The following is a 22,118-nucleotide window of genomic DNA, read 5'->3' as shown; positions in this document are numbered from 1 at the left end:
TGAATTCTCCTTGTAGTACTGCTATTTCACGGGCGCGATACGAAGCGCCGGTAGGACATACCGCCGAAAATGGCGACGCAGTGAGGCTGGATCGTCCGGATCCATGCAGTTTCCGGGGACGCTTCCCAGGCTGATCATCACGCGAGCGATCCATTCGCTGGATTCCTCGACATCGGTGCGCGCATGGATCTCCCCGGCATCGCGGGCCGCCTCCACATACGGGCGCCAGAAGGCGGCGAGGTCCGGTACCAGACCCTGAACGCCGGCTCCGGCGCAGGCCATGAACTCCTCGGGCTCGCGCACCCGGATCCGCATGAGCAGGGTGCCCGGATCGTCGTATGCGCGTCGGCCGATCTTCACTCCGGCCACCAACCGAGCCTCGAACCCGTCGATGTCCGCGAGCTCGGCGGCAGACTGTGCCCAGCTGATCTCGATCAACCGGATGATCGCCGCGCCTACCAGGGTCTGTTTATCGGGAAAGTGGCGATAGAGCCACGACCGCGAAACACCCGCTTCCTCAGCTACATCCGTCATCGTCGTCGCACGAATCCCCTTGTCGGCCAGAATTTTTTCGGCCGCGTCCAGCAGCCTCGCGGCCACCGATGCACCATCGGGATCGGGTATCGCACCTTCATCGAACACCGCAGTCATGCCCTCAATGTAAACAAGGTGTGGACATATTTCAAGATCTGTGTACACTTCGAGTGCACAGATTTCTGAAACTGTTCAGAGACGACCGCATCGCCGCGGTCGTATTTCTAGGAGTGCCATGACCCGACCCAATACCGCGATCATCGGTGCCGGCATCAGCGGGCTCACATCCGCGAAGATGCTGTCCGACTATGGAGTTCCCTTCACCTGCTTCGAGACGTCAGATCGAATCGGCGGAAACTGGGCATTCGGCAATCCCAACGGCCACAGCAGCGCCTACCGCTCCCTGCACATCGATACCTCACGGCATCAGCTGTCCTTCCGCGACTTCCCCATGCCTGACAGCTATCCGCATTTTCCCCATCACACCCTGATCAAGCAGTACCTCGAGGACTATGCGACAGCCTTCGATCTCAGACCCAACATCGAATTCCGCAACGGCGTCGTGCACGCCGAGCGACTATCGACCGGCGGCTGGGAACTGCTGACGCAGAGGGGTGAACGCCGATTGTTCGACCTGCTCGTCGTCGCCAACGGTCATCATTGGGACCCCAGGTATCCCGACTTTCCGGGCACATTTACCGGCACCACACTGCATTCGCACCACTACATCGATCCGCGCACTCCCCTGGATCTCATGGACAAGCGAATTTTGGTGGTGGGTCTGGGCAATAGCGCGGCGGACATCGCGGTGGAACTATCGTCACGAGCGACAGGAAACACCGTCACCCTCTCCACCCGATCCGGCGCCTGGATCGTTCCCAAGTACGTCGCCGGACAACCCGCCGACAAGTACTTCCGCACCAGCCCGCACATACCGATGGCATGGCAGCGCAAGCTCTTTCAGATGATGCAGCCGATCATGTCGGGTCGCCCAGATCAACTGGGGCTGCCGATGCCGAACCACAAGTTCGGCGAGGCACACTTCACTCAGTCCGTGGAGCTACCGCTGCGACTCGGATCCGGTGACATCACCCCCAAGCCGAACATCAGCCGCTTGGACGGTGACACCGTGCATTTCGAGGACGGCACATTCACGGACTTCGACGTGATCATCTTCGCGACCGGCTACAACATCACCTTCCCGTTCTTCGATCCGGAATTCCTCAGTGCCCCGGGCAATCGCATCGACCTATACAAACGGATGTTCAAGCCCGGCCTGGACGACTTGATCTTCGTCGGTCTGGCGCAGGCTGTTCCATCGCTCTTCCCCTTCGTCGAATGTCAGGCGCGCCTGGTGGGCGCCTACGCGGCGGGCAAGTACCGATTGCCCTCAGTCGACGAGATGCATGCGGTGATCGAGGCAGAGCATCGCAAGTACACCGGGCACATGCTTGATCGCCCGCGCCATACCCAGCAGCTGGACTACTTCCTCTACGAACACGATATGAGAACCAAGGAGATCCCCGGCGGATTTGCGCGGGCGGGAGGAGCGGCGTGAACCGACGGAACATCCGATTCAGTAGCCACGGAATCGACTGTGATGCGTGGTTTTACCGAACTCAGACGTCAGCGGAGCCGGCTCCTGTCGTGGTGATGGCGCACGGCCTGGGCGGCACCAAGGACTCGGGGCTAGAACCGTTCGCCGAACGGCTGGCCGCCGCCGGCATGCATGCCCTGGCCTTTGACTACCGCGGCTTCGGATCATCTGACGGCTTTCCCCGGCAACAAGTTTCATTCAGTCGTCAGATCGGTGATTATCACGCCGCGGTGAGCACCGCGGCTCGTCTTCCCGGCGTCGATCCCACGCGAATTGTCCTGTGGGGTGTTTCCCTGGCGGGTGGGCATGTGCTGGCGGTCGCCGGCGCACGCAACGACGTGGCGGCTGTTGTGTCGGTGACGCCCTTGGTGGACGGCATCGCGGCAGCACGGTCCGCAATGGGTGAACACAGTGCCGGTGCCCTCATGCGCTCTGCCCTGACTGGCGTCCGCAGCCGGGTGGGCCGCGGGCAGCGCACGATCCCGATCGTCGGGCACCCAGGAGAACTGGCGGCGCTGACGTCTGACGGATACTACGAGGCGCATCTGGAGATCGCGGGCCCCTCCTGGCGCAATGAGATCGACGCGACGGTAGGCACTCAACTTGCCTCCTATCGCCCCACTCGCTATGCCGCGCGCATTGACTGTCCCGCTCTGGTGCAGATCGCTGACTTCGACCGGGCAGCGCCGCCGCACGCCGCGGCCAAGGCCGCCTTCAAGGCCCGCGCCGAGGTGCGGCACTACCCGTGTGATCACTTCGGTGTCTACCAGGGCCAGGAGTGCTTCGGTTCCGTGGTGTCCCACCAAATCAGCTTTTTGACGAGACATCTGGGTGTCAGGGCGGCGTCGCTTACCCAAGCAGTCCATGGTTGAGACCATCCAGCAATTGGTCCGCGCGCGGGCCACCGATGACAACGCGGGGCTCGTCTATCGGGGTGTGACGTGGACGTGGCGCGAGCACATGGCCGCGGCGGCTCGTCACGCCTCGGTACTGATTCGGATGGCGGACCCTGATCGGCCGCTGCACATCGGCACCCTGCTGGGCAACACACCCGCGATGGCCACGGCGATGGCCGCCGCCGCCCAGGGTGGGTACATCCTGTGCGCCATCAACAGCACTCGGCGCGGAGAGGGGTTGGCACGCGATATCTACAAGGCGGATGTACAGATCCTGCTGGTGGACGCTGACCATGCGCCTCTACTCGAATCGTTGGATCTGCCCGGTGTCGTGGTGATCGATGTCGACGGTGCGGATTGGCAGCGCGAGGTCGCGGAAGCCGGCGAGCTAGAGCCCTGCCGAACCGCCCAGGCCCTCGATCCCTTCATGATGATCTTTACCTCCGGGACCAGTGGGGACCCGAAGGCAGTTCTGGTGACGCACATGATGGTTCTTGTTGCGGCCCAGTCATTGGTGGCTCGATTCTCGCTGTCCGCCGCCGACGTCTGCTACGTCTCGATGCCACTGTTCCACTCCAACTCCGTGCTGGCCGGATGGGCTGTCGCGGTCGCTGCGGGTGCCACGCTTGCCCCGGCGAAGTTCTCCGCGTCGGGCTTCCTCGCCGATATTCGGGAAGTCGGCGCCACGTACATGAACTATGTGGGCAAGCCGTTGGCCTACGTGCTGGCTACGGAGGAACAACCCTGCGACGCATCCAACCCGTTGCGCGTGGCCTTCGGAAACGAAGCCTCCGACCACGACATTGCCGAATTCGCACGGCGATTCGATGTCACGGTGTGCGACGGATTCGGTTCGACGGAGAATGCCGTCATCATCACCCGGGAGGAAGGAACTCCCACGGGATCCATCGGCAAGGGTTTTCCCGGTGTCGGGATCTACGACCCTGACACCTTGAGCGAATGCGCCACAGCCCGGTTCGACGCACACGGCATCCTGGCCAACCCGGATGAGGCGGTCGGTGAACTGGTGAATACCCAAGGGGCGGGCTTTTTCTCCGGGTATTACAACGACGACGGCGCCACCGGCGAACGGATGCGCCACGGCATGTACTGGTCGGGCGACCTCGCATACCGGGATGGCGAGGGTTGGATCTACCTGGCGGGCCGGACTGCCGACTGGATGCGGATCAATGGCGAGAACCTGGCGGCGGCACCCATCGAGCGGATTCTGCAGCGGCACCCCGCGGTGAGCCAGGTAGCCGTGTACGCGATTCGCAATAGGCGGGACAGCGACGAGGTGATGGCGGCGCTGGTACTGCGGGATTCGTTGACGCAGTCGGGTCTCTCCAGGTTTCTCGCCGCACAGGAAGATCTGCCACGGATTGGCTGGCCGCGATATGTGCGCTTGGCACGTAGCCTGCCCAGCACCGCAACCAACAAGGTGCTCAAGCGCGCGCTGATTTCGGATGGCGTTGATGTCGGCGACGACGAGCTGTGGCATCGAGACGAACGCGGCGCCGAGTATGAGTCCGCGGAGAACTCCCGGTAGCACTGTTCAGGTCGGCATCGGAATGGCCAGCGATGTGTGGTCGGACGCCCCACCCCAGCTGGTTCGGGCGTAGCGTCCGGGTATGGCGCACGTGATGCGGACTCAGGTGTGTGTCGCCGGCGGAGGCCCCGCCGGCTTGGTGCATGCGCTGCTGCTGGCGAGGGCAGGGATCAACGTTGTCGTTCTGGAAAAGCACGCCGACTTTCTGCGCGATTTTCGCGGGGACACCGTTCATCCGACCACCATGCGCATCATGGATGACCTCGGGTTTATCGACGAGTTTCTGCGACTGCCACATCAGAAGGTCGATCACATCGCCTTCGATGGCGACGGGCGGTTGCGCACCTTCGGTGATTTTCGCGCGCTGGCGTGGTTGGGGTACAAGCAGCCATACATCGCGTTCATGCCGCAGTGGGATTTCCTCGACTTCGTGGCTGAGAAGGCCGAGCAATACCCGGAATTCACGCTCGTCCGGAATGCGGAGGTCACCGGTCTGATTGTTGACGGCGACCGAGTGGTGGGCGTGCGGACACCCGACCTGGAGGTGCATGCCGATCTGGTCATCGCGGCGGACGGTCGCACGTCCGCCGTACGCGCCGCTTCGGGACTGGAAACCGCCGACGAGAGCTCACCGATGGATGTGCTGTGGTTCCGGTTGAACCGGCGACCGGGTGATCCCGACGAGACATTCGCGGTCCTGCGTAGAGGTCTGTTGTTGGCCATGATTCACCGCGGGGACTACTGGCAGGTCGCCCATCTCATGCCCAAGGGCGCCGGAGCACACAACGGCTCGCTGGACGCATTCAAGGAGCGGTTGATCACCGCCCGCCCGCAACTGCGCGAGCACGTGAACGATCTACGGTCCTGGGATGACACCAGCCATCTCGATGTCCGGGTCGATCGGCTCAAGACCTGGTGGCGGCCCGGTCTGCTGTGTATCGGCGATGCCGCGCATGCCATGTCGCCCGCCGGCGGAGTCGGCATCAACCTGGCCGTCGCCGATGCGGTGGCAGCCGCCAACATCCTGGTGGATCCGCTGCGTAAGCGGTGTGTCACCGACGAGGATCTCGCCAGGGTGCAAGGCCGGCGCGAACTGCCGACCAAGGTGGTGCAAGCGTTTCAGGTGTTCGTCCAGAACAACGTCATCAAGCCGGTTCTCACCGGCGACCTGTCCCCCATCAAACTGCCATTCTTTGTCGGACGGGGTCCGCTCAAGTTCGTGCCGCCCATCGCGGTCGGCAGAGGTTTACGTCCGGAGCGGGTGCACACCCCGGACGTGCACTAGCGGCTCGGCTCAGTGGGCCGCGGCATCCCAGCTGCGGCCATACCCCACCGAAACCTCAAGGGGCACATCGAGCGGATAGGCCGAACCCATGGTTTCGCGTACCAACGCCTCCAGCGTGTCCCGCTCGCCGTCGGCCACTTCGAAGAGCAGCTCATCATGCACCTGAAGGAGCATGCGCGACCGTAATCCCTTGTTTCGCAACGCCTTATCGGTAGCGATCATCGCGACCTTGATGATGTCGGCGGCGCTGCCCTGGATCGGCGCGTTGAGTGCCGCACGTTCGGCCGCCTCACGCCGCAGGCGGTCGCCACTGTCCAAATCGGGCAGGTAACGGCGCCGTCCGAGCACCGTCGAGGTGTAACCGTCCTTGCGTGCCTGATCCACCACGGCATGCAGGTACTCGCGAACGCCGCCGAACCGCGAGAAGTACTGATCCATCTGCTCTTTGGCCTCGTCGTTGGAGATCTTGAGCTGGGTGGCCAGTCCGTAGGCCGACAGACCGTAGGCCAAGCCGTAGGACATGGCCTTCACGCGACGACGCAACTCACCGGTGACCTCGTCGATCGGCACCCCGAATGCCCGGGCTGCCACGAATGAGTGCAGGTCCTCGCCAGTGTTAAACGCTTCGATAAGACCCTCATCGGCCGACAGGTGCGCCATGATGCGCATCTCGATCTGGCTGTAGTCGACAGTCATCAGCTCGGAGTAGCCCGCACCGACCACGAAGCCATCGCGGATCTCGCGCCCCGCCTCGGTGCGCACCGGGATGTTCTGCAGGTTTGGCTCTGTCGATGACAATCGGCCCGTGGCCGCGATCGTCTGATTGAAGGTGGTGTGAATACGCCCATCCGCGGCAACGGATTTCAGGAGCCCGTCGACGGTGACCTTCAGCCTGGTGACGTCGCGGTGAGTGAGGAGGTGCTCCAGGAATGGGTGCCCGGTCTTGTCGAAGAGCGTTTGCAGCGCGTCCGCATCGGTCGTGTAGCCGGTCTTGGTCTTCTTGGTCTTGGGCATACCGAGCTCGTCAAACAGCACCACCTGGAGCTGTTTGGGAGAGCCCAGGTTGATCTGCTTGCCAATCACCGCATAGGCGGCGTCTGCGGCCTCCCGGATACCGGTGGCGAATTGATTCTGCAGGGAGGTCAGGTGGTCGATGTCGACCGCGATACCGACCGCCTCCAGCCCCGCCAGCACCCGTAGGACCGGTAGTTCCATGTCGGTGAGCAGTGCCGCCGACTCGATGCGTTCGAGTTCGACATCGAGCGCATCGGCGAGGTCGATGACGGCACGGGCACGCAGCATCTGGGCCTGGGATAGCTTGGCCCCGTCCGCGCCGTCTTCGTCTAGTAGCGAAAGCTGTTGCTCTCCAGTGTCTTCGGCGCGCAGTTCACGGCGCAGGTACCGCAATGACAGGTCGTCGAGCGCGAAGCTGCGCTGCCCGGGGCGCACCAGGTAGGCGGCGAGTGCGGTATCGGAGGTGACACCGGTAAGTGGCCATCCGCGTCCGGCCAGCGCGTGCATGGCCTGCTTGGCCTCGTGGAGCGCCTTGGGGCGAGCCTCATCGGCGAGCCATTCGGCGAGAGCTGCCTCATCCTCTGGGGTGACCGTCGTGGTGTCGATGTACGCACCATCTCCGTCGGCGGAGGCGATGGCGATGGCCGTCGCATCGCCGTCATAGGGTGTGTAGGTCCCGACTACCGCGAGGCCGCTACGGCGGCCATCCGCGGTGTGTGCCGTCAGCCACTCGGCGACAGTGCCCGGCTCCAATGCCTGTCCCGCCAGCTGGAAGCCCTCGTCCACTTCGGGCTCCACGGCTTCCAGGGTCTCGAACAGCCTGTCGCGCAGCACCCGGAACTCGAGATCGTCGAAGAGGCGGTGTATCTGGTCGCGGTCCCAGGGTGCCACGGCGAGCTGGGCGGGCACATACGGAAGCGGCACCGTGCGCACCAGATCGGTGAGCTCGCGGTTCAGAACCACCGATGCCAAGTTCGCGCGCAGTGACTCGCCGACCTTTCCGCGCACGGTATCGGCCTTGTCGATCAGTTCTTGTAAGGATCCGTATTCGAGGATCCACTTGCTGGCGGTCTTCTCGCCGACGCCGGGGATCCCGGGGAGGTTGTCGCTGGGGTCGCCCCGCAGTGCTGCGAAATCGGGGTACTGGGTGGGTGTCAGCCCGTACTTCTCCTCCACTGCCTCCGGCGTGAACCGGGTGAGGTCGCTGACACCCTTGCGCGGATACAGCACCGTCACGTCCTCATTGACAAGCTGCAGTGCGTCGCGATCACCGGTGACCACATAGACCTTGAAGCCCTCGGCCTGCCCCTGGGTGGCCAGGGTGGCGATGATGTCGTCGGCCTCGAATCCTTCCTCGGCGAGCACCGTGATGCCCAGGGCCTGCAGCACTTCCTTGGTGATGTCGATCTGCCCGCGGAACTCGTCGGGCGTGGCCGAACGGGTGGCCTTGTAGTCGGGGTAGCGCTCGGAACGGAATGTCTTGCGGGAAACGTCGAAGGCGGCCGCCACATGCGTCGGCGCCTCGTCGCGCAGCAGGTTGATCAACATCGAGGTGAACCCGTACACCGCGTTGGTGGTCAGGCCGGACTGCGTCTTGAAATTCTCGGCCGGGAGCGCATAAAACGCCCGGAACGCCAGGGAGTTGCCGTCGAGCAGCAGGAGGGTCGGCTGTTTGGTCCCGGTCTTGGTTACAGGCGCAGTCACAGTCCTACCCTAGGCAACGGGGGCGACAGCACCTACGACCCCGACTCCTACTCCTCCCCTGATCCGTAGGGCCGGGTGAGGATTTCCAGGTAGTGGCCCGCCGGGTCCCGGAAGTAGACCCCGCGACCGCCGTCGTTGTGGTTGATCTCGCCTGGATGTTGTGCCCGCGGATCTGCCCAGTGCTCGAGACCGCGATCAGTGATGCGGCCGTAGATCGCGTCAAAGTCGTCCTCGTCGACCAGGAAGGCATAGTGCTGCGGGGTGATGTCATCGCCCGCGATGGTCGCGAAATCCAGATTGCCGCCGTGCTCGAGGGTGACGTTGAGGAACGGACCGACTTCCTGTGCGGAAGGCAGCCCGAAGATTTCGGTGAAGAAGCGCGCGGACGCGCCGCGGTCACGTGAATGAATGATGGTGTGGTTGAACGCGATACCCATGGAACCTCGCTACTTCGCCATCGCGGCATTGTCAAGGGCGGCGTCGAACAGGGCCCGGTGGCCGCGAATCACCTCGTGATGGCCGCGTGCCCAGAGGACCAGGGCGGCGGAGATGCTGTGCAGATCGAGTCCCAATGGCGTCAGCGCGTACTCCACCCGCGGTGGCACCTCGGCGAATGCGGTGCGCGTGACGAGTCCGTCACGGCGCAACAACATCAGCGTGCGGGTCAGCATGCGCTGCGAAATGCTCGGTACGGCGTCGTGGAGCTCGGTGTATCGGCGCGGGCCGTCGTGCAGCGTCGCGATGATCAGCACGCTCCATTTGTCGCCCACGCGGTCCAGGACCTCGCGGATGAACTCACCCTCTGCCAGCCCCACCCCGGCGCAAATACTCGGCAAAGCGGGGCTCTCGCGTTCCGTCACTACGCACATCCTTGTTCGCCAGCGCACACACGTGTGCCTTTTGTAAGAGGTTCAAGACTTCTTCATGATGGTGCTACGCACATATCAGAAGAAATGATACGACCAGGAGGTTAAGGATGGACAGAACCATGCTGGTGCTCGGGGCCGGCAGTGGCACCGGCGCGGCGGTGGCTCGTAGATTTGGCCGTGAAGGTTTCCACGTCGCGGTGGCGGGCCGGCGGCGCCAACCACTCGATGCCTTGGTGGCAGATCTCGCCGAGGAAGGAACAGCGGCCACCGCCTTCCCGACCGACCTCACCGATGAGGTCCGCCTTGCGGAGCTCCTTGCAGCGGTGACCTCTACGCTGCCCCCAATCGAGGCCATTTACTACGGCCCCTCGTCGCCGCTGACGTTCACCCCCGCACGCCAACTCACCGTGGCCGAGGCCGACCGCTACTGGGGGCTGCTGGTGCGCCCATTGATTCACACGGTGTCGACCACACTGCCCGGGATGATCGAGCGCGGACGTGGAGCAATCCTGGCCGCCATTGGCGGTACCGGCGCCAGGGCGATGCCGGAGATGAGCGGCCCCGGCCCGGCAGCCGCCGCGGCACGAAATTATCTGCAGGGACTGCATTTTGAAGTGGCACCGCGTGGTGTGTACGTCGGGCTGCTGACCATAGGGGCACTCATCCTCGGTAGCGAGATGGCGGCCGTGACCCCCCGCGACGCCTACGAGTTCCCGACGGTCGAGTCGGCGGCGTTGGCCGAGCAGTTGTGGGACATGTCTGCCGTCCGGAACGCGTTCGAGAATTTCGTGCCGACGGACTCGATATTTGGGCCATGATCCCGCCAGGCGGGAGACAAAACTGACACACGTTTCAATTCACTCATGAGCATGGGTAATCTGACCGGGTGCCTACAGATCAAGCCCCTGCCGTCGACGGCTGGTTCGACACCGACGAATCCGGCCAGCCCCACTTGATAGGCGGCAAGTGCACACAGTGCGCCACCATCGTGTTCCCGCCGCGTGCCAACAACTGCCCCAACCCGGCCTGTGACAGCGATGTTCTGGATCAGGTGCCGCTGTCGTCGCGGGGCACTGTGTGGAGCTACACCGAGAACCAGTACGCGCCGCCGCCCCCGTATCCGGTATCCGACCCGTACGAGCCGTACGCGATCGCCGCGGTCGAACTGGCGGCCGAGGGCATCATCGTGCTCGGCAAGGTGGTTACGGGCACCGGCGCCGCCGACCTGAAGGTGGGCCAGGCCATGGAACTCGCACTCGAACCGCTCTACACCGACGACGAGGGCGTGCAGCGTCTGGTCTACGCATGGAAGAAGGTCTCGGCATGAGCCGCACCCCGGATCCGGTCTACATCCTCGGCGCGGGCATGCACCCGTGGGGTAAGTGGGGACGTGACTTCACCGAGTACGGCGTCGCCGCGGCCCGCACTGCACTGCAGGACGCCGAATTAGATTGGCGTCAAATCCAATTCGTCGCCGGAGCGGATACCATCCGCAACGGCTACCCGGGCTTCATCGCCGGCTCGACCTTCGCCCAGAAGCTGGGATGGAACGGCGTGCCCATCAGCTCGACGTATGCCGCCTGCGCCAGCGGCTCGCAGGCCCTGCAGAGTGCCCGTGCGCAGATTCTCGCCGGCTTCTGCGATGTGGCGTTGGTCATCGGAGCCGACACCACGCCGAAGGGCTTCTTCGCGCCGGTGGGCGGCGAGCGCAAGGCCGACCCGGATTGGCAGCGTTTCCACCTCATCGGCGCCACCAACCCGGTGTACTTCGCGATGCTCGCGCGGCGCCGGATGGACCTCTACGGCGCGACTGCCGAGGATTTCGCCCAGGTCAAGGTGAAGAACTCTCGGCACGGTCTGAACAACCCGAACGCCCGGTTCCGCAAGGAGTCCTCCGTGGAGGACGTGCTGGCCAGCCCCGTCGTGTCGGACCCGCTGCGACTGCTGGACATCTGCGCCACCAGCGACGGCGCCGCGGCCCTGATCGTGGCCAGCGCCGATTTCGCGAAAAAGCATCTCGGTTCGGTCGAGGGTGTCCCGTCGGTGCGCGCGGTCGCCACGATCACCCCCAAGTACCCGCAGCATCTCCCGGAACTCCCGGATATCGCCACCGATTCCACCGCCGTGGTGCCGGCACCCGACCGCGTGTTCAAGGATCAGATCGTCGACGCCGCTTACGCGGAGGCCGGTATCGGCCCCGAGGACGTGAGCCTCGCCGAGGTGTACGACCTCTCGACTGCCCTGGAACTGGACTGGTACGAGCACCTGGGCCTGTGCGCCAGGGGCGAGGGCGAGCAGCTGTTGCGCAGCGGTGCCACCACGGTGGGCGGCCGGATTCCGGTGAACGCCTCCGGCGGCCTGGCCTGCTTCGGCGAGGCCATCCCGGCCCAGGCCATCGCGCAGGTGTGCGAGCTGACCTGGCAGCTGCGCGGGCAGGCCGGTGATCGGCAGGTCGAGGGTGCGCGAGTCGGGATTACCGCCAACCAGGGCCTGTTCGGTAACGGTTCGTCGGTCATCGTCGCGCGCTAGTCGCGCTCCGTGGTGATCGTCGGGCGTTAGCCTCAAGCGATGGAACGACAGTTCCACGCATACGGCCCGTCGCACTGGGTGATTCTTGCCGTATTCGTACTCGGCGCAGTGCTCTTGGTGTCGCGCGGGCGCAGGCTTACCGACGTCGGCGCGCGGCTGGTTGGTCGTGTGCTCGGTGCGGTGACCGCCATCATCTATGCCGTCATCTTCATCGCCGGATGCATCCCGATGCGCATTGATGTCTCGATGCCCCTGCGGCTGACCGACCTGGCGACCGTCGTCGCAGCATATGCGCTGTGGTCCCAACGGTATTGGGCATATGCGTTGACGTACTACTGGGGACTGGTGCTCAGTAGCCAGGCGCTCATCTCCCCCGTGCTGACCGGCCCTGACTTTCCGGGCTACGAGTTTCTCGCGTTCTGGTCGATACATCTGCTCGTGGTGTGGGCGGCCATCTATCTCACGTGGGGACGGGGCATGCGTCCGACGTGGCATAGCTATCGCCTGACTGCCACCGTCACATTGTCCTGGGCAACTCTCACCATGACGTTCAACGCCGTCGCCGGGTCGAATTATGGCTTTCTCAACGAGAAACCGGACACGGCAAGCCTTTTGGACCTGATGGGCCCGTGGCCCTGGTATGTGGTCCTCGCGACCATGTTGGTTCTGACGGTCTGGGCATTGATGACCTGGCCGTGGGAGCGGGCCGCGGGTAGAACAGGAGAAGGTCAGACAACGCCGAGATAGGCGGACCGAACGCTGTCGTCCTGCAGCAATTCTCGTCCGGCGCCCGATCGAACGACCGACCCGGTCTCCAGGATGTAGGCGTGATCCGAACGGCTCAGTGCCTGCTGCGCGTTTTGCTCGACCAGAACCACCGTCGTCCCGGAGGCGTTGATCTCCTCGATGATGTTGAAGATCTTCGTGATCAACAACGGTGCCAGACCCATGGACGGCTCATCGAGCAGGAGAATCTTCGGCCTGGCCATCAGCGCACGTCCGATGGACAACATCTGTTGTTCGCCGCCGGAGAGAGTGCCGCCCTCCTGGTGCCGGCGTTCGGCGAGCCGCGGGAACAATGCGTTGATCCAGTCGAGGCGTTCCCGGCGCTCCGCCCGTGACTTGAATTTGCGCCCGTAACAACCCATTTCGAGATTCTCGGCGACGGTCATGCCGGGAAATATCCCCCGCCCCTCGGGCGCCTGGACGATTCCCGCCTTGACACGCTTGTGCGCCTTCATCTTCGAGATGTCCTGACCCTCGAAGTAGATGGACCCGGCGCTGAGCGGGACCAGACCGGAGATGGCACGCATCGTGGTCGACTTACCGGCGCCGTTGGAACCGAGCAGGGTGACCAGCTCACCCTCCCGAACGTCCAGGGACAACGTGCGAACCGCCTGGATCGGGCCATAGTGGACCCCGACGTTGGTGAGTTTCAGCTGTACGGGAGGCACTTACCTCTCGCTTTCAGTATCGGGCGCGGCCGAGTCGAGCCAACCGGGTCCGTGGAATTCCTCATCGGCCACTCCTAGGTACGCCTCGATCACCGCCGGGTCGTTTCTGACCTCGGCGGGCAGGCCGTCGGCGATCTTCCTGCCGAACTCGAGTACAACGATGCGATCGGTGACGCCCATGACCAGCTTCATATCGTGCTCGATAAGCAGGACCGTGTACCCGTAATCGCGGATGCGCTGAATCAGCTCGATCAGTGATTCCTTCTCACTGGGAGTGAACCCGGCGGCAGGCTCATCCAGACAGAGCAGCTTGGGCTCGGTGGCCAGCGCCCGCGCGATCTCAAGTCTGCGCTGACTGCCGTACGGGAGGTCTTTGGCCTTGATGTCGGCGACATCGGCGATGCCGACGAAGTCGAGCAGCCCCAGTCCCACGTCGACGGCATAGTGTTCCTCGCGCCGGTGCCGTGGTGTGCGCAGTAGCGCGCCCAGCACCGAGGTCTTGTGCCGGGCGTCGGTACCTACCGCGACATTCTCCAGGGCCGTCATCTCGCCGAACAGACGGATGTTCTGGAAAGTCCGGGCGATGCCGCGCCGGGTGATCTGGTGTCGCCGCATTCTGCGCAGCGGTTTCCCGTCGAACACGATGCTGCCCGATGTCGGCTTGTACACACCCGTGATGGCGTTGAAGCAGGTCGTCTTGCCGGCACCGTTCGGGCCGACCAGACCGAGGATCTCGCCACGCCGGATATCGAAGCTCACCCCGTCGAGGGCTTGCAGGCCACCGAATTTGAGCGTCAGTTCCTTGACCTCGAGCAGCACCTCGGCCTCGGCGGAATCAGTCTCGTCGTCAGGATCCTCGGCCAGGTCCACCGCGGTTTCGGATCCGGTGAGCTCGACACCCTCCGGCTCATCCTCAGGACTGACCTTCTCGTGCTTGGTCATACCGGAGCCTCGGCTTCCTCGGGCTTCTTCGCGCCAATTCGCTCAGATGCCTTGCGCCAGTATGCCATCAGCTTCTGCTGCGCTGGGAACAAGCCCTGCGGCCGGAAAATCATCAGCACAACCAGCGCCAATCCGAAGAACAGATACTTCAGATTCCCGAGGTCCACGCCCTGCACTTGCACGCCGAGAAGACGGTTCGGCAGGTACACGATGATGAACGCGCCGAAGATCACACCGAGCTTGTTGCCCTGCCCACCCAGTACGACGGCGCACAGGAACAGCATCGAGTTGATGATGTTGAAGGTGGGCGAGGCCACGTACTGGACCTGGCCCGCATACAGAGCACCGGACAATCCACCGATGCTGGCACCAATCACGAAGGCCCACAACTTGAACCGAAACGTCGGAACCCCCATCATCTCGGCGGCATCCTCGTCCTCCCGAATAGCCACCCACGAGCGGCCAACTCGGCTGCGCTCAAGATTGCCCATCAGTATCAGCACCACCGCGATCAGGCAGAGCCCGAGCCAGTACCACCACACGCCATAGTTGAGGTGGCCACCCGAATTGCCGCTGGAGAAGACACCGCCACGGACGTACTGCTCCCCCACATGCGGATACGCGATCTTGTGCAGGCCCCGTGGTCCGTTGGTGACCTCCAGATTGTCGGCGAGCAGCCGGATGATCTCGCCGAATCCCAGCGTGACGATGGCCAGATAGTCACCCCGTAGCCGGAGCGTGGGTGTGCCCAGCACGAGGCCGAAGAAGGCGGTGATCGCGACGGCGATCGGCAGACAGGACAACCATGCCCAGCTCGAACTGAAGAAGGCCGATGTCCCCATCCGATTCCACGGACTGTCGGGACTCGTGAGCAACGCGACCGTGTACGCGCCGATGGCGTAGAAGCCGACATACCCAAGATCAAGCAACCCTGCTTGCCCCACAACGACATTCAGGCCTATCGCAATCAGCGCTACCATCGCGAACTGCGCCATCACCGGGCCGAAGGCCGTATTGGGGGTGTCCAGTAACGGGATCTTCCATACCGGCAGCAGCGCCATGAGCGCGAAACCGATGGCCCCGTACGCCCACTGGACAGGGCGTGCCAGCTCGGACCACCACCGGCGTATCGAGTCACCGGGCGCGAGTGCGCGTGCGGCCGTCATGCCTTCGCCCGCCCGAGGCTCTCACCGAGAATGCCGGTGGGACGGAACATGAGTACCAGCACCAGCAGGACGAATGCCACCACGTCGCGCCATTGTGTGCCGAACACCGCTTGCCCGTAGTTCTCCATCACGCCCAGCAGCAGGCCGCCCAGCAGCGCACCCCGCAGGTTGCCGATACCGCCGAGCACTGCGGCAGAGAATGCCTTGATACCCAACAGGAATCCGCCTGAGTAGATGATGCCCTGCGGCACCTTCAGCGTGTAGAGGAGCGCGGCCGCCCCGGCCAATAGACCACCGATGACGAATGTCGTCATGATGATGCGTTCACGCGATACGCCCATCAGCGTCGCCGTTGTCGGATCCTGCGCGACCGCGCGAATACCACGCCCGAACTTGGTGTGGTTGATCGCGATGTCGGTTAAGAGGGCCAGCACCAGGGCCGCCGCCACCACCACGACGGTGACGTTGGTGAGCGTGGCTTGGAAGGGAATGTGACGGCCGCCGATGTCAAAGGGGCCAAAGGTCCAGACTGGCCTGGGCGTCACCAGGCGGATCGGCTGCTGTGCATTGCTGCCGCCGTATCCCTTCAAGATTTTCGGCAGCACGAAATGCACGAATTCCTGGATGACGAAGGACATCCCGATGGCGGTGATGAGGAACGTCAGTGGCCGCGCGCCGCGGCGCCGCAGCGGGCGGTAGGCGACCGCTTCTAGTCCCAGCGCCGTGGTGGCCGACACCAGCATCGCGACGAGCATCGCAATACCGAGGTACAGCACAGTGAGCGATACGCCCTTGTTATAGGCATTGCCGCCGGGCGTGAAGCCGAGTACGACATCCAGGGCGAAGTACGCCCCGAACATGCCCAGCATGAAGACCTCGGAGTGCGCGAAGTTGATGAGGCGTAACACCCCGAAGACGAGCGTGTAGCCCACCGCGACCAAGGCGTAGATGGCGCCCCACGCCAAACCGTCGATCGTCAGCTGACCGATGCTGTTCCACAGTCCGTGCAGATCGAATGAAATTGTGCTGGCCTGCACACCTGTCTGTGCCATCCACCCCGAAATCATTTGCGGCTGAGCCTAGTCCCCTCGTATGCCCTATGTGACCTTATACACCCAGATAAGCGTCGAGGTTAGCTCTCCGTTCTCGTTCCACTTGTACTCACGCGCCACACCCTGCCCCTGGTAGTTCCGCACCCAATCAACCAAACCCGCCCGCGTGGTCTTTCCGGCGTCAATACCCTTGACCAAGATCGTCGCAAGGTCATACCCCTCGGTGCTGTACGTCCCGGGCTCCTGCGAGAACTTGGCGGAGTACTCCTTGGCGAAGGTGTCCGAAGCAGGCCCGCACGGGCAGGACAGCAGCGCGTCCTTGGCCGAGTCACCGGCCTGCTTGACGAACTCCATATCCTTGGTGCCGTCCGCGGACACGAATGTGGCGGTCACCCCGGCGTTGCGCAACTGCTGCACCAAGGGGGCCGCTTCGGCGTAGTAACCGCCGAAGAAGACCGCGTCCGGTGTGGCGCTCTTGAGCTGAGAGACCGCCGCGGAGAAATCCTTGTCCCCCTTCTTCACCGAGGCGTTGCACTCGGTTCCGAGCGTCCCGCGCACCGCGTTGGCAAGCCCGGAACCGTAGTCGGTGCTGTCGTCGACCACGCAGATCTTCTTGTACCCAAGCGTCTTCTTGAGGTAGTTGGCGACGGCCGGGCCCTGCACCCCATCGTTGGCCAGGCCGCGGAAGAACGTCTTCCAGCCCTGCTGGGTGAGTGTCACGTTGGTGGCCGAGGCCGTCGTCGAGACCAGACCGGCCTCACTGAAGATCTGGCCTGTCGACTTGGTCTCCCCGGAGAAACCCGGCCCGATCAGTCCAATGATGGTCGGGTCGCCGATGATTTGCGGAGCAATGTTGCTCGCATTCTGTGGCAGCCCCTCGGTATCGAACTCGCGGAGTTTGATCTGGCAGCCGGGATTAGCGGCGTTGTGCTTGTCGATGGCCAGTTTTGCCCCGTCGAGGATGTTGATTCCCAACGCCGCGTCCGGGCCGTTGAGGGCACCGGCCATCGCCAGGGAAATGTTGGTGCACTGCGCCTTTCCATCACCGGCAGGATCGGCCGCCGACTTCGCGTTGGACGCGGGGACCTCCGAGCCATCCTGAGCGATCTGCACCAACGGCGAGATCTTCAGGCTGGTCTGGTTTGAATCGTCCGACTGAGTGCCGGCATGACAACCGGCCAGGGCGAGGGTCACCGCGCCCAGCATGATCAGACTCGCGCGTGCACGCACGATTACCTCCGGATGGCTGGGGCTGACAGGGCGAAACAAAAACGCTGATCAGAAAACATAGTCAACCGCGGGGCAACGCGCAGTGCTTACTCGAGTTTCAGCTCGGCGCGTCGGTGTCGAGCGTTTCCAGTACCACCTCGGCAACCCGCTTCATGGTGGTCCGACGGTCCATCGCGGCGCGTTGGATCCATTTGAACGCCTCGGGTTCGGTAAGGCCCTGGGTCGACTGCAGGACGCCCTTGGCGCGCTCGACAAGCTTGCGGGTCTCCAGCCGGTCCGCCAGGGTCTGAACTTCCTTCTCCAGGGCGGTGAGCTCGCCAAAACGGCTCACGGCGACCTCGATGGCGGGCACCAGGTCAGTCTTGGAGAACGGCTTCACCAGGTAGGCCATGGCGCCGGCGTCGCGGGCCTTCTCGACGAGGTCGCGCTGGCTGAACGCGGTGAGGATCACGATGGGGGCGATGCGCTTGGCGGCGATCTCCGAAGCGGCGTCGATGCCATCCCGGCGCGGCATCTTCACGTCCATGATCACCAGATCCGGTTTGAGCTCCTCGGCCAGGTCGACGGCTTCCTGCCCGTCCCCGGCTTGACCCACCACGTCATAGCCCTCCTCGTGGAGCATCTCGACCAGGTCGAGGCGGATGAGAGCTTCGTCTTCGGCGACGAGCACGCGGCGCGCGGGGGCCGCCGGTTCGGTGTTCTGAGGGCCGGTCATGGCGACCATTGTGACGCATGTGGTCGCATGTACGGCGATACCCTGGTGAAAGTGATGAACCCCATCCCTTAAGGTTGGAGATCGCGCGACTGGCCGCTGGACAACAAAACGGCAGTAGCGCCAGGCCCTCGTATCCCAACTGGCAGAGGAAACGGATTCAAAACCCGTGCAGTGTGAGTTCGAATCTCACCGAGGGCACCATATTTGCAGGTAAGCGCACGGGCCTAAACTGGTCAGGACTGCAGTCCGCAGTCAGCCCAACCTAGCGGACACCCTGGACACCCCGGGACGCCCACTACTGAACACCGCGACCTTCATCGCCATAAGGTCAGCCTCCCTTGCACGGTCCCCTTAGTCCGGCAGTCCGGTCCATACCCGGCTAGGAGGGGTTGGCCAGATGATTGAGCGGTGCGACCAAATCGCTCATGTTTGTCTCCAGCCCAATAGCGAGGCGTAGCAGCGCTTTTGCGGTGGGGTTGAGTTTGTGATTTTCGTAGCGGTGGATGGTGTTGCGCGGTATCCCTGTGCGTTCGGACAGGTTGTCCAAGGACAATTTCTTGGCTAGACGCAAGCGCTGAAGTTCGACGCCCAACGCAGAAATATCAACAGCGACGCCAACGGTGTCCGGATCGGGTTGCGATGCGGACGGAGACACCCAACAAGCATTGGGTGGGCCACCCACCAGGGCATCCACCTATGCGTAGATAAATCTACCTATTCGTTGATGCGATTTCACAGCACCTCCTTACTGAGCCTGTAGTAGCGTGAGATAGCTGGCAACCAGCCGGACGATTTGTGAGCACATTCGAGAGCGGTATCGGGCCGAAAGATACAGGGGTGGGGGCACATGGTTGGACCCTCGGATGAAGTATTGCGGATCGATCCCGCTGCCCTCGCTGGCGCGTTCGGGCTGCTCGCCGATGTAGCGCAGCGCCTGGGTGGTGGGGTGCGCAGCGCTGATGGGCGAGTGCGTTCGGTCCTGGGCCACGGCTGGTCTGGGGGTGCAGCATCCTCGTTTTCTCCGATCTGGGATAGCTGGCATGACGAATCCGCCAATTCGGCGAAAGCCTTGACGAACACCACGGCTAAGGCACGCAGCAGCGCGCAGCAACTCCACGAGGCCAGCGAGCACCTCTAAATGGGTGCACGGTTCCGCGTTGATCCGGCTGTGATGGCCGATATAGCCGAGGCAGTCGTAGCCTTGCGGACGCTGATCGGCGAGTCTGTCGAGCAGGGCCGCGACGGGCAGAACAAGATGGCCGCCGCCTGGGAGGGCCGCACCGCGACCAGCGCCATTGAGGCGACCGGCAAGTGGGTGAGCGCCAACGGAGAACTCGGCGACATGTTCGGCAAGATCGTCGACTACCTGCGTGGTGCGCGCGAAGGCTATGTGCAGGCCACCAAAAGCAACGCACAGATGTGGTCAGCGGGCGGCGGCACGCAACTCGATGTCGACCCGCCGCAGCTGGCCGAATCAGGCAAGAGTGTCGATCACGCTGCCGATGGGTTATTGGCTGCCACGCAAGCTCTTTCGGGGGCACGCCTGAGTTTCAATTCGGGCCAAGACGATGCCGGGGAAAACTTCGGCGAGCAGTACGTGCAGAAGGCCAACCAGATCATCGGCGCTGTCTTCCAGACGTTGGGCGCTGCCCGTTCAGTGGGGCACGGCATCGGGGTGTCAGCAGCCAACTACGCCCTCGCCGAAGCGGCAGCCACCATCCCGCAAGCGGCCCCCTCCGTCAGCATGCCGGCCAAAATCCACGATCCGAAAGTGTCGGTGAGCATTTCCAACGCCAATGGCGGCGGTGTCATGGCCCCGGCGCTGTGGTCAGTGGTCGAGTTCTTCGTCGGCGATGTGTGGCCCAACGGCGACCCGGACGGGGCCAGGGCGGTCGCGGCGCCGTGGAAAGCGTTGTGGCAGGCGCTTCCTCGGGTCGCCGCACAATTACAGGCCGCTAAGGCCGGGATCTCAGCGCAGACGATGCCCGAAGCGCAGACCATCGGTAAGGCCATCGACACCATTACATCCTCGCTGACCCAGCTGGCGCAGCTGTCGGGCAAGCTCGCCAGTGAGCTGGAAGGGTTCGCCGATCAGGTCCAGCACGCCCAAGACAGTGTGCGGGATCTATTGCAGCGGTTATCACCATCGAACATGCTCGACACGTTGGGCGACTTTCTGTTTCACGGCGAATCACCGATAGATGAGATCAAGGCCGTGGCCCGCGACATCAAAGGCGTGCTCGATAACCACGGCCAACAAGTCGAGGCCCGCAAGTCCGATCTTCTCGGCATCGGGGCGCAGATCGATGCAGCCAAGGACGCGATCAAAGACTGGGTGTCCAAAGAGTTCCCGTCAGCGGCACCGGTCATCAACGCTTTGGTCAGCATGGATGCGGGGGCGCTCAAAAACATCACCGGAATGTTCACCGGCCCACTAGCGATGGTGACCGGTCTCGACCCCACCCGGTTCGTCTACGACAACCAAGGCGCACAACAGACCTGGGGCGGACTGGCGAAAACCGTGGGCAGCGCGTTGGACCCGGTCGGCACCACCGCCAGGGAAATAACCAAACTCATCCAAGACCCCGGTGGGCAGACCGACAAAACCCTGGAGACGATCAAAGCCCTCGTGGATTGGGAAGACGTCAAGAAAGGCGATCCGTGGGAGGCGGTCGGCTACAACCTGACCACCGCCGCCACGTTCCTGGTCCCCGGTGGCGGCGCAGCCAGAGCCGTCACCGTGGGCACCGATGCAGCCCGTGTCGGCGAAGGCGTGGCGAGCATCGAAACCAAAACCACCACCGCGCTCGGACGGGACGCCGCCGCCATCAATCCGGTGGCCGAGGTCAGTGCCCAGACCGGCAAGATCACCGAAACCTTGGGGAAGCTCCCCGACGGCATTAACCCTCGCGAGCTCAAGCTCGGCCCATCTACCGATGTACACCCACCAACGGCCACCATCAGCGAACCCAAGCCCGGCGCGATTGAGCACCCGGTCGTTCCGGCAGCCGAGACCAAACCCGCGATTGCGCAACCGGTTTCCGAGGGCAGCGGCGTGCCGGTGCAGGCAGAACATCACGGCACGCCCGCGATGGAACGCGCCGAGACCAGGCCGGCTGACGACGCTGCTGCCCTGGTCTCGCATGGCGGTGGCCCCGGATATGGCGAAGCATCGGGACACGGTGTGCCCGCCCTGGCCGAACACCCAGTACCGGTGGGTGAACGCACCACCGAGCTCGCACTCGCCGGACCCGCCGAGCACACCCCCGCCGCATCGTCGGCGCATCCCACACCACCGGATCGGCCCGGCCCCGGCCCCTCAGAAACCACCACACCCCAATTCGCCGAACGCGCACCCGCACCCGCAGACCACCTACCCGGCGAGCGCCCCGCCACACCTGGCGATCATGGCGCCCCACCTGGTGAGCGGCCCCTGGCACCGGGTGAGCGTCCGATCGAACCGGAAACCCCGCGCACGCCAGCCCATCCGACCGAAACCCCGCGACCCACAGACGGCCCGGTGCCGCCCGAACGTGCTCCCGCGCCACACAACACGCTGCCCGAGCACGGCGAGCCCCTCCC

The 22,118-nt window shown here is 63.8% G+C and carries 21 protein-coding genes and 1 tRNA gene; 11 read left to right on the top strand and 11 right to left on the bottom strand.

Annotated features, from left to right (window positions below; translation table 11 throughout):
* Positions 1–21: 21 nt before the first annotated feature.
* Positions 22–651 (bottom strand): TetR/AcrR family transcriptional regulator, encoded by a 630-nt coding sequence (locus B4394_RS23855; RefSeq protein ID WP_078316457.1) that lies wholly within the window; start codon positions 649–651, stop codon positions 22–24.
* A gap of 118 nt (positions 652–769) precedes the next feature.
* Here B4394_RS23855 and B4394_RS23850 point away from each other — a divergent pair, with 118 nt between their 5' ends.
* The 4 genes from B4394_RS23850 (at position 770) to B4394_RS23835 (ending at position 5,861) form a co-directional block, all read left to right on the top strand.
* Entirely contained in the window at positions 770–2,092 is a 1,323-nt protein-coding gene (locus tag B4394_RS23850) for a flavin-containing monooxygenase (RefSeq protein ID WP_078316456.1), read from the top strand.
* A complete protein-coding gene (locus B4394_RS23845; RefSeq protein ID WP_078316455.1) occupies positions 2,089–3,003 on the top strand; it encodes an alpha/beta hydrolase in 915 nt (304 codons plus the stop codon). The genes B4394_RS23850 and B4394_RS23845 overlap by 4 nt, the downstream gene beginning before the upstream one ends.
* The gene (fadD1, locus tag B4394_RS23840) at positions 2,996–4,576 is read left to right on the top strand and encodes a fatty-acid--CoA ligase FadD1 (protein WP_078316454.1); all 1,581 of its coding nucleotides are present in this window, start codon (positions 2,996–2,998) and stop codon (positions 4,574–4,576) included. Before B4394_RS23845 ends, fadD1 begins: the two co-directional genes overlap by 8 nt.
* Before the next feature lie 82 nt (positions 4,577–4,658).
* Positions 4,659–5,861 (top strand): FAD-dependent oxidoreductase, encoded by a 1,203-nt coding sequence (locus B4394_RS23835; protein WP_078316453.1) that lies wholly within the window; start codon positions 4,659–4,661, stop codon positions 5,859–5,861.
* A 9-nt stretch (positions 5,862–5,870) separates the two neighbouring features.
* Here B4394_RS23835 and polA read toward each other — a convergent pair whose 3' ends face one another.
* Genes polA through B4394_RS23820 form a run of 3 tightly spaced genes read right to left on the bottom strand, consistent with a single transcriptional unit; the run spans position 5,871 to position 9,448 of the window.
* Complete coding sequence (gene polA / locus B4394_RS23830) at positions 5,871–8,579, bottom strand: DNA polymerase I (RefSeq protein WP_078316452.1); 2,709 nt, start codon at positions 8,577–8,579, stop codon at positions 5,871–5,873.
* Positions 8,580–8,626: 47 nt separating this feature from the next.
* The gene (locus tag B4394_RS23825; RefSeq protein WP_078316451.1) at positions 8,627–9,016 is read right to left on the bottom strand and encodes a VOC family protein; all 390 of its coding nucleotides are present in this window, start codon (positions 9,014–9,016) and stop codon (positions 8,627–8,629) included.
* 9 nt (positions 9,017–9,025) lie between these two features.
* Entirely contained in the window at positions 9,026–9,448 is a 423-nt protein-coding gene (locus B4394_RS23820) for a winged helix-turn-helix transcriptional regulator (protein ID WP_078312500.1), read from the bottom strand.
* Positions 9,449–9,555: 107 nt separating this feature from the next.
* On the opposite strand from B4394_RS23820, the gene B4394_RS23815 reads away from it, so the two are divergent.
* From B4394_RS23815 to B4394_RS23800, 4 genes are all read left to right on the top strand, one after another.
* Entirely contained in the window at positions 9,556–10,266 is a 711-nt protein-coding gene (locus B4394_RS23815; RefSeq protein WP_078316450.1) for an SDR family NAD(P)-dependent oxidoreductase, read from the top strand.
* A gap of 68 nt (positions 10,267–10,334) precedes the next feature.
* Positions 10,335–10,775: a Zn-ribbon domain-containing OB-fold protein gene (locus B4394_RS23810; protein WP_078288150.1), complete on the top strand. Its 441-nt coding sequence runs from the start codon at positions 10,335–10,337 to the stop codon at positions 10,773–10,775.
* On the top strand, positions 10,772–11,977 hold the full coding sequence (locus B4394_RS23805) for a lipid-transfer protein (protein ID WP_078312498.1): 1,206 nt from the start codon (positions 10,772–10,774) through the stop codon (positions 11,975–11,977). Before B4394_RS23810 ends, B4394_RS23805 begins: the two co-directional genes overlap by 4 nt.
* A 39-nt stretch (positions 11,978–12,016) precedes the next feature.
* Positions 12,017–12,724 (top strand): YwaF family protein, encoded by a 708-nt coding sequence (locus tag B4394_RS23800; RefSeq protein WP_078316449.1) that lies wholly within the window; start codon positions 12,017–12,019, stop codon positions 12,722–12,724.
* Here the strand turns inward: B4394_RS23800 and B4394_RS23795 are convergent.
* The 6 genes from B4394_RS23795 to B4394_RS23770 form a co-directional block, all read right to left on the bottom strand.
* Entirely contained in the window at positions 12,706–13,431 is a 726-nt protein-coding gene (locus B4394_RS23795; protein ID WP_078312496.1) for an ABC transporter ATP-binding protein, read from the bottom strand. The genes B4394_RS23800 and B4394_RS23795 overlap by 19 nt on opposite strands.
* On the bottom strand, positions 13,432–14,373 hold the full coding sequence (locus B4394_RS23790; RefSeq protein WP_139360423.1) for an ABC transporter ATP-binding protein: 942 nt from the start codon (positions 14,371–14,373) through the stop codon (positions 13,432–13,434).
* On the bottom strand, positions 14,370–15,539 hold the full coding sequence (locus tag B4394_RS23785; RefSeq protein ID WP_078312495.1) for a branched-chain amino acid ABC transporter permease: 1,170 nt from the start codon (positions 15,537–15,539) through the stop codon (positions 14,370–14,372). The genes B4394_RS23790 and B4394_RS23785 overlap by 4 nt, the downstream gene beginning before the upstream one ends.
* Positions 15,536–16,606 (bottom strand): branched-chain amino acid ABC transporter permease, encoded by a 1,071-nt coding sequence (locus B4394_RS23780; protein ID WP_078316448.1) that lies wholly within the window; start codon positions 16,604–16,606, stop codon positions 15,536–15,538. Before B4394_RS23780 ends, B4394_RS23785 begins: the two co-directional genes overlap by 4 nt.
* Before the next feature lie 30 nt (positions 16,607–16,636).
* Positions 16,637–17,821, bottom strand: a complete 1,185-nt coding sequence (locus B4394_RS23775; RefSeq protein WP_139360422.1) for a branched-chain amino acid ABC transporter substrate-binding protein — start codon at positions 17,819–17,821, stop codon at positions 16,637–16,639.
* A 97-nt stretch (positions 17,822–17,918) separates the two neighbouring features.
* A complete protein-coding gene (locus tag B4394_RS23770) occupies positions 17,919–18,536 on the bottom strand; it encodes an ANTAR domain-containing response regulator (protein ID WP_078288248.1) in 618 nt (205 codons plus the stop codon).
* Between the two features lie 124 nt (positions 18,537–18,660).
* Here B4394_RS23770 and B4394_RS23765 point away from each other — a divergent pair.
* Positions 18,661–18,737, top strand: a tRNA-Leu gene (locus B4394_RS23765).
* Between the two features lie 178 nt (positions 18,738–18,915).
* On the opposite strand, the gene B4394_RS23760 is transcribed toward B4394_RS23765, so the two are convergent.
* Positions 18,916–19,230, bottom strand: coding sequence for a helix-turn-helix domain-containing protein (locus B4394_RS23760; RefSeq protein WP_078316447.1), 315 nt, complete (start codon positions 19,228–19,230; stop codon positions 18,916–18,918).
* A gap of 153 nt (positions 19,231–19,383) precedes the next feature.
* On the opposite strand from B4394_RS23760, the gene B4394_RS23755 reads away from it, so the two are divergent.
* Positions 19,384–19,674: a WXG100 family type VII secretion target gene (locus B4394_RS23755; RefSeq protein ID WP_078316446.1), complete on the top strand. Its 291-nt coding sequence runs from the start codon at positions 19,384–19,386 to the stop codon at positions 19,672–19,674.
* Positions 19,675–22,118: WXG100 family type VII secretion target (locus B4394_RS23750; RefSeq protein ID WP_502688541.1), on the top strand; the 2,444-nt coding region annotated here is incomplete at its 3' end.

Source organism: Mycobacterium sp. D16Q16 (assembly GCF_002013745.1).
GTDB lineage: Bacteria > Actinomycetota > Actinomycetes > Mycobacteriales > Mycobacteriaceae > Mycobacterium.
This window is presented reverse-complemented; position numbering and strand designations above follow the sequence as displayed.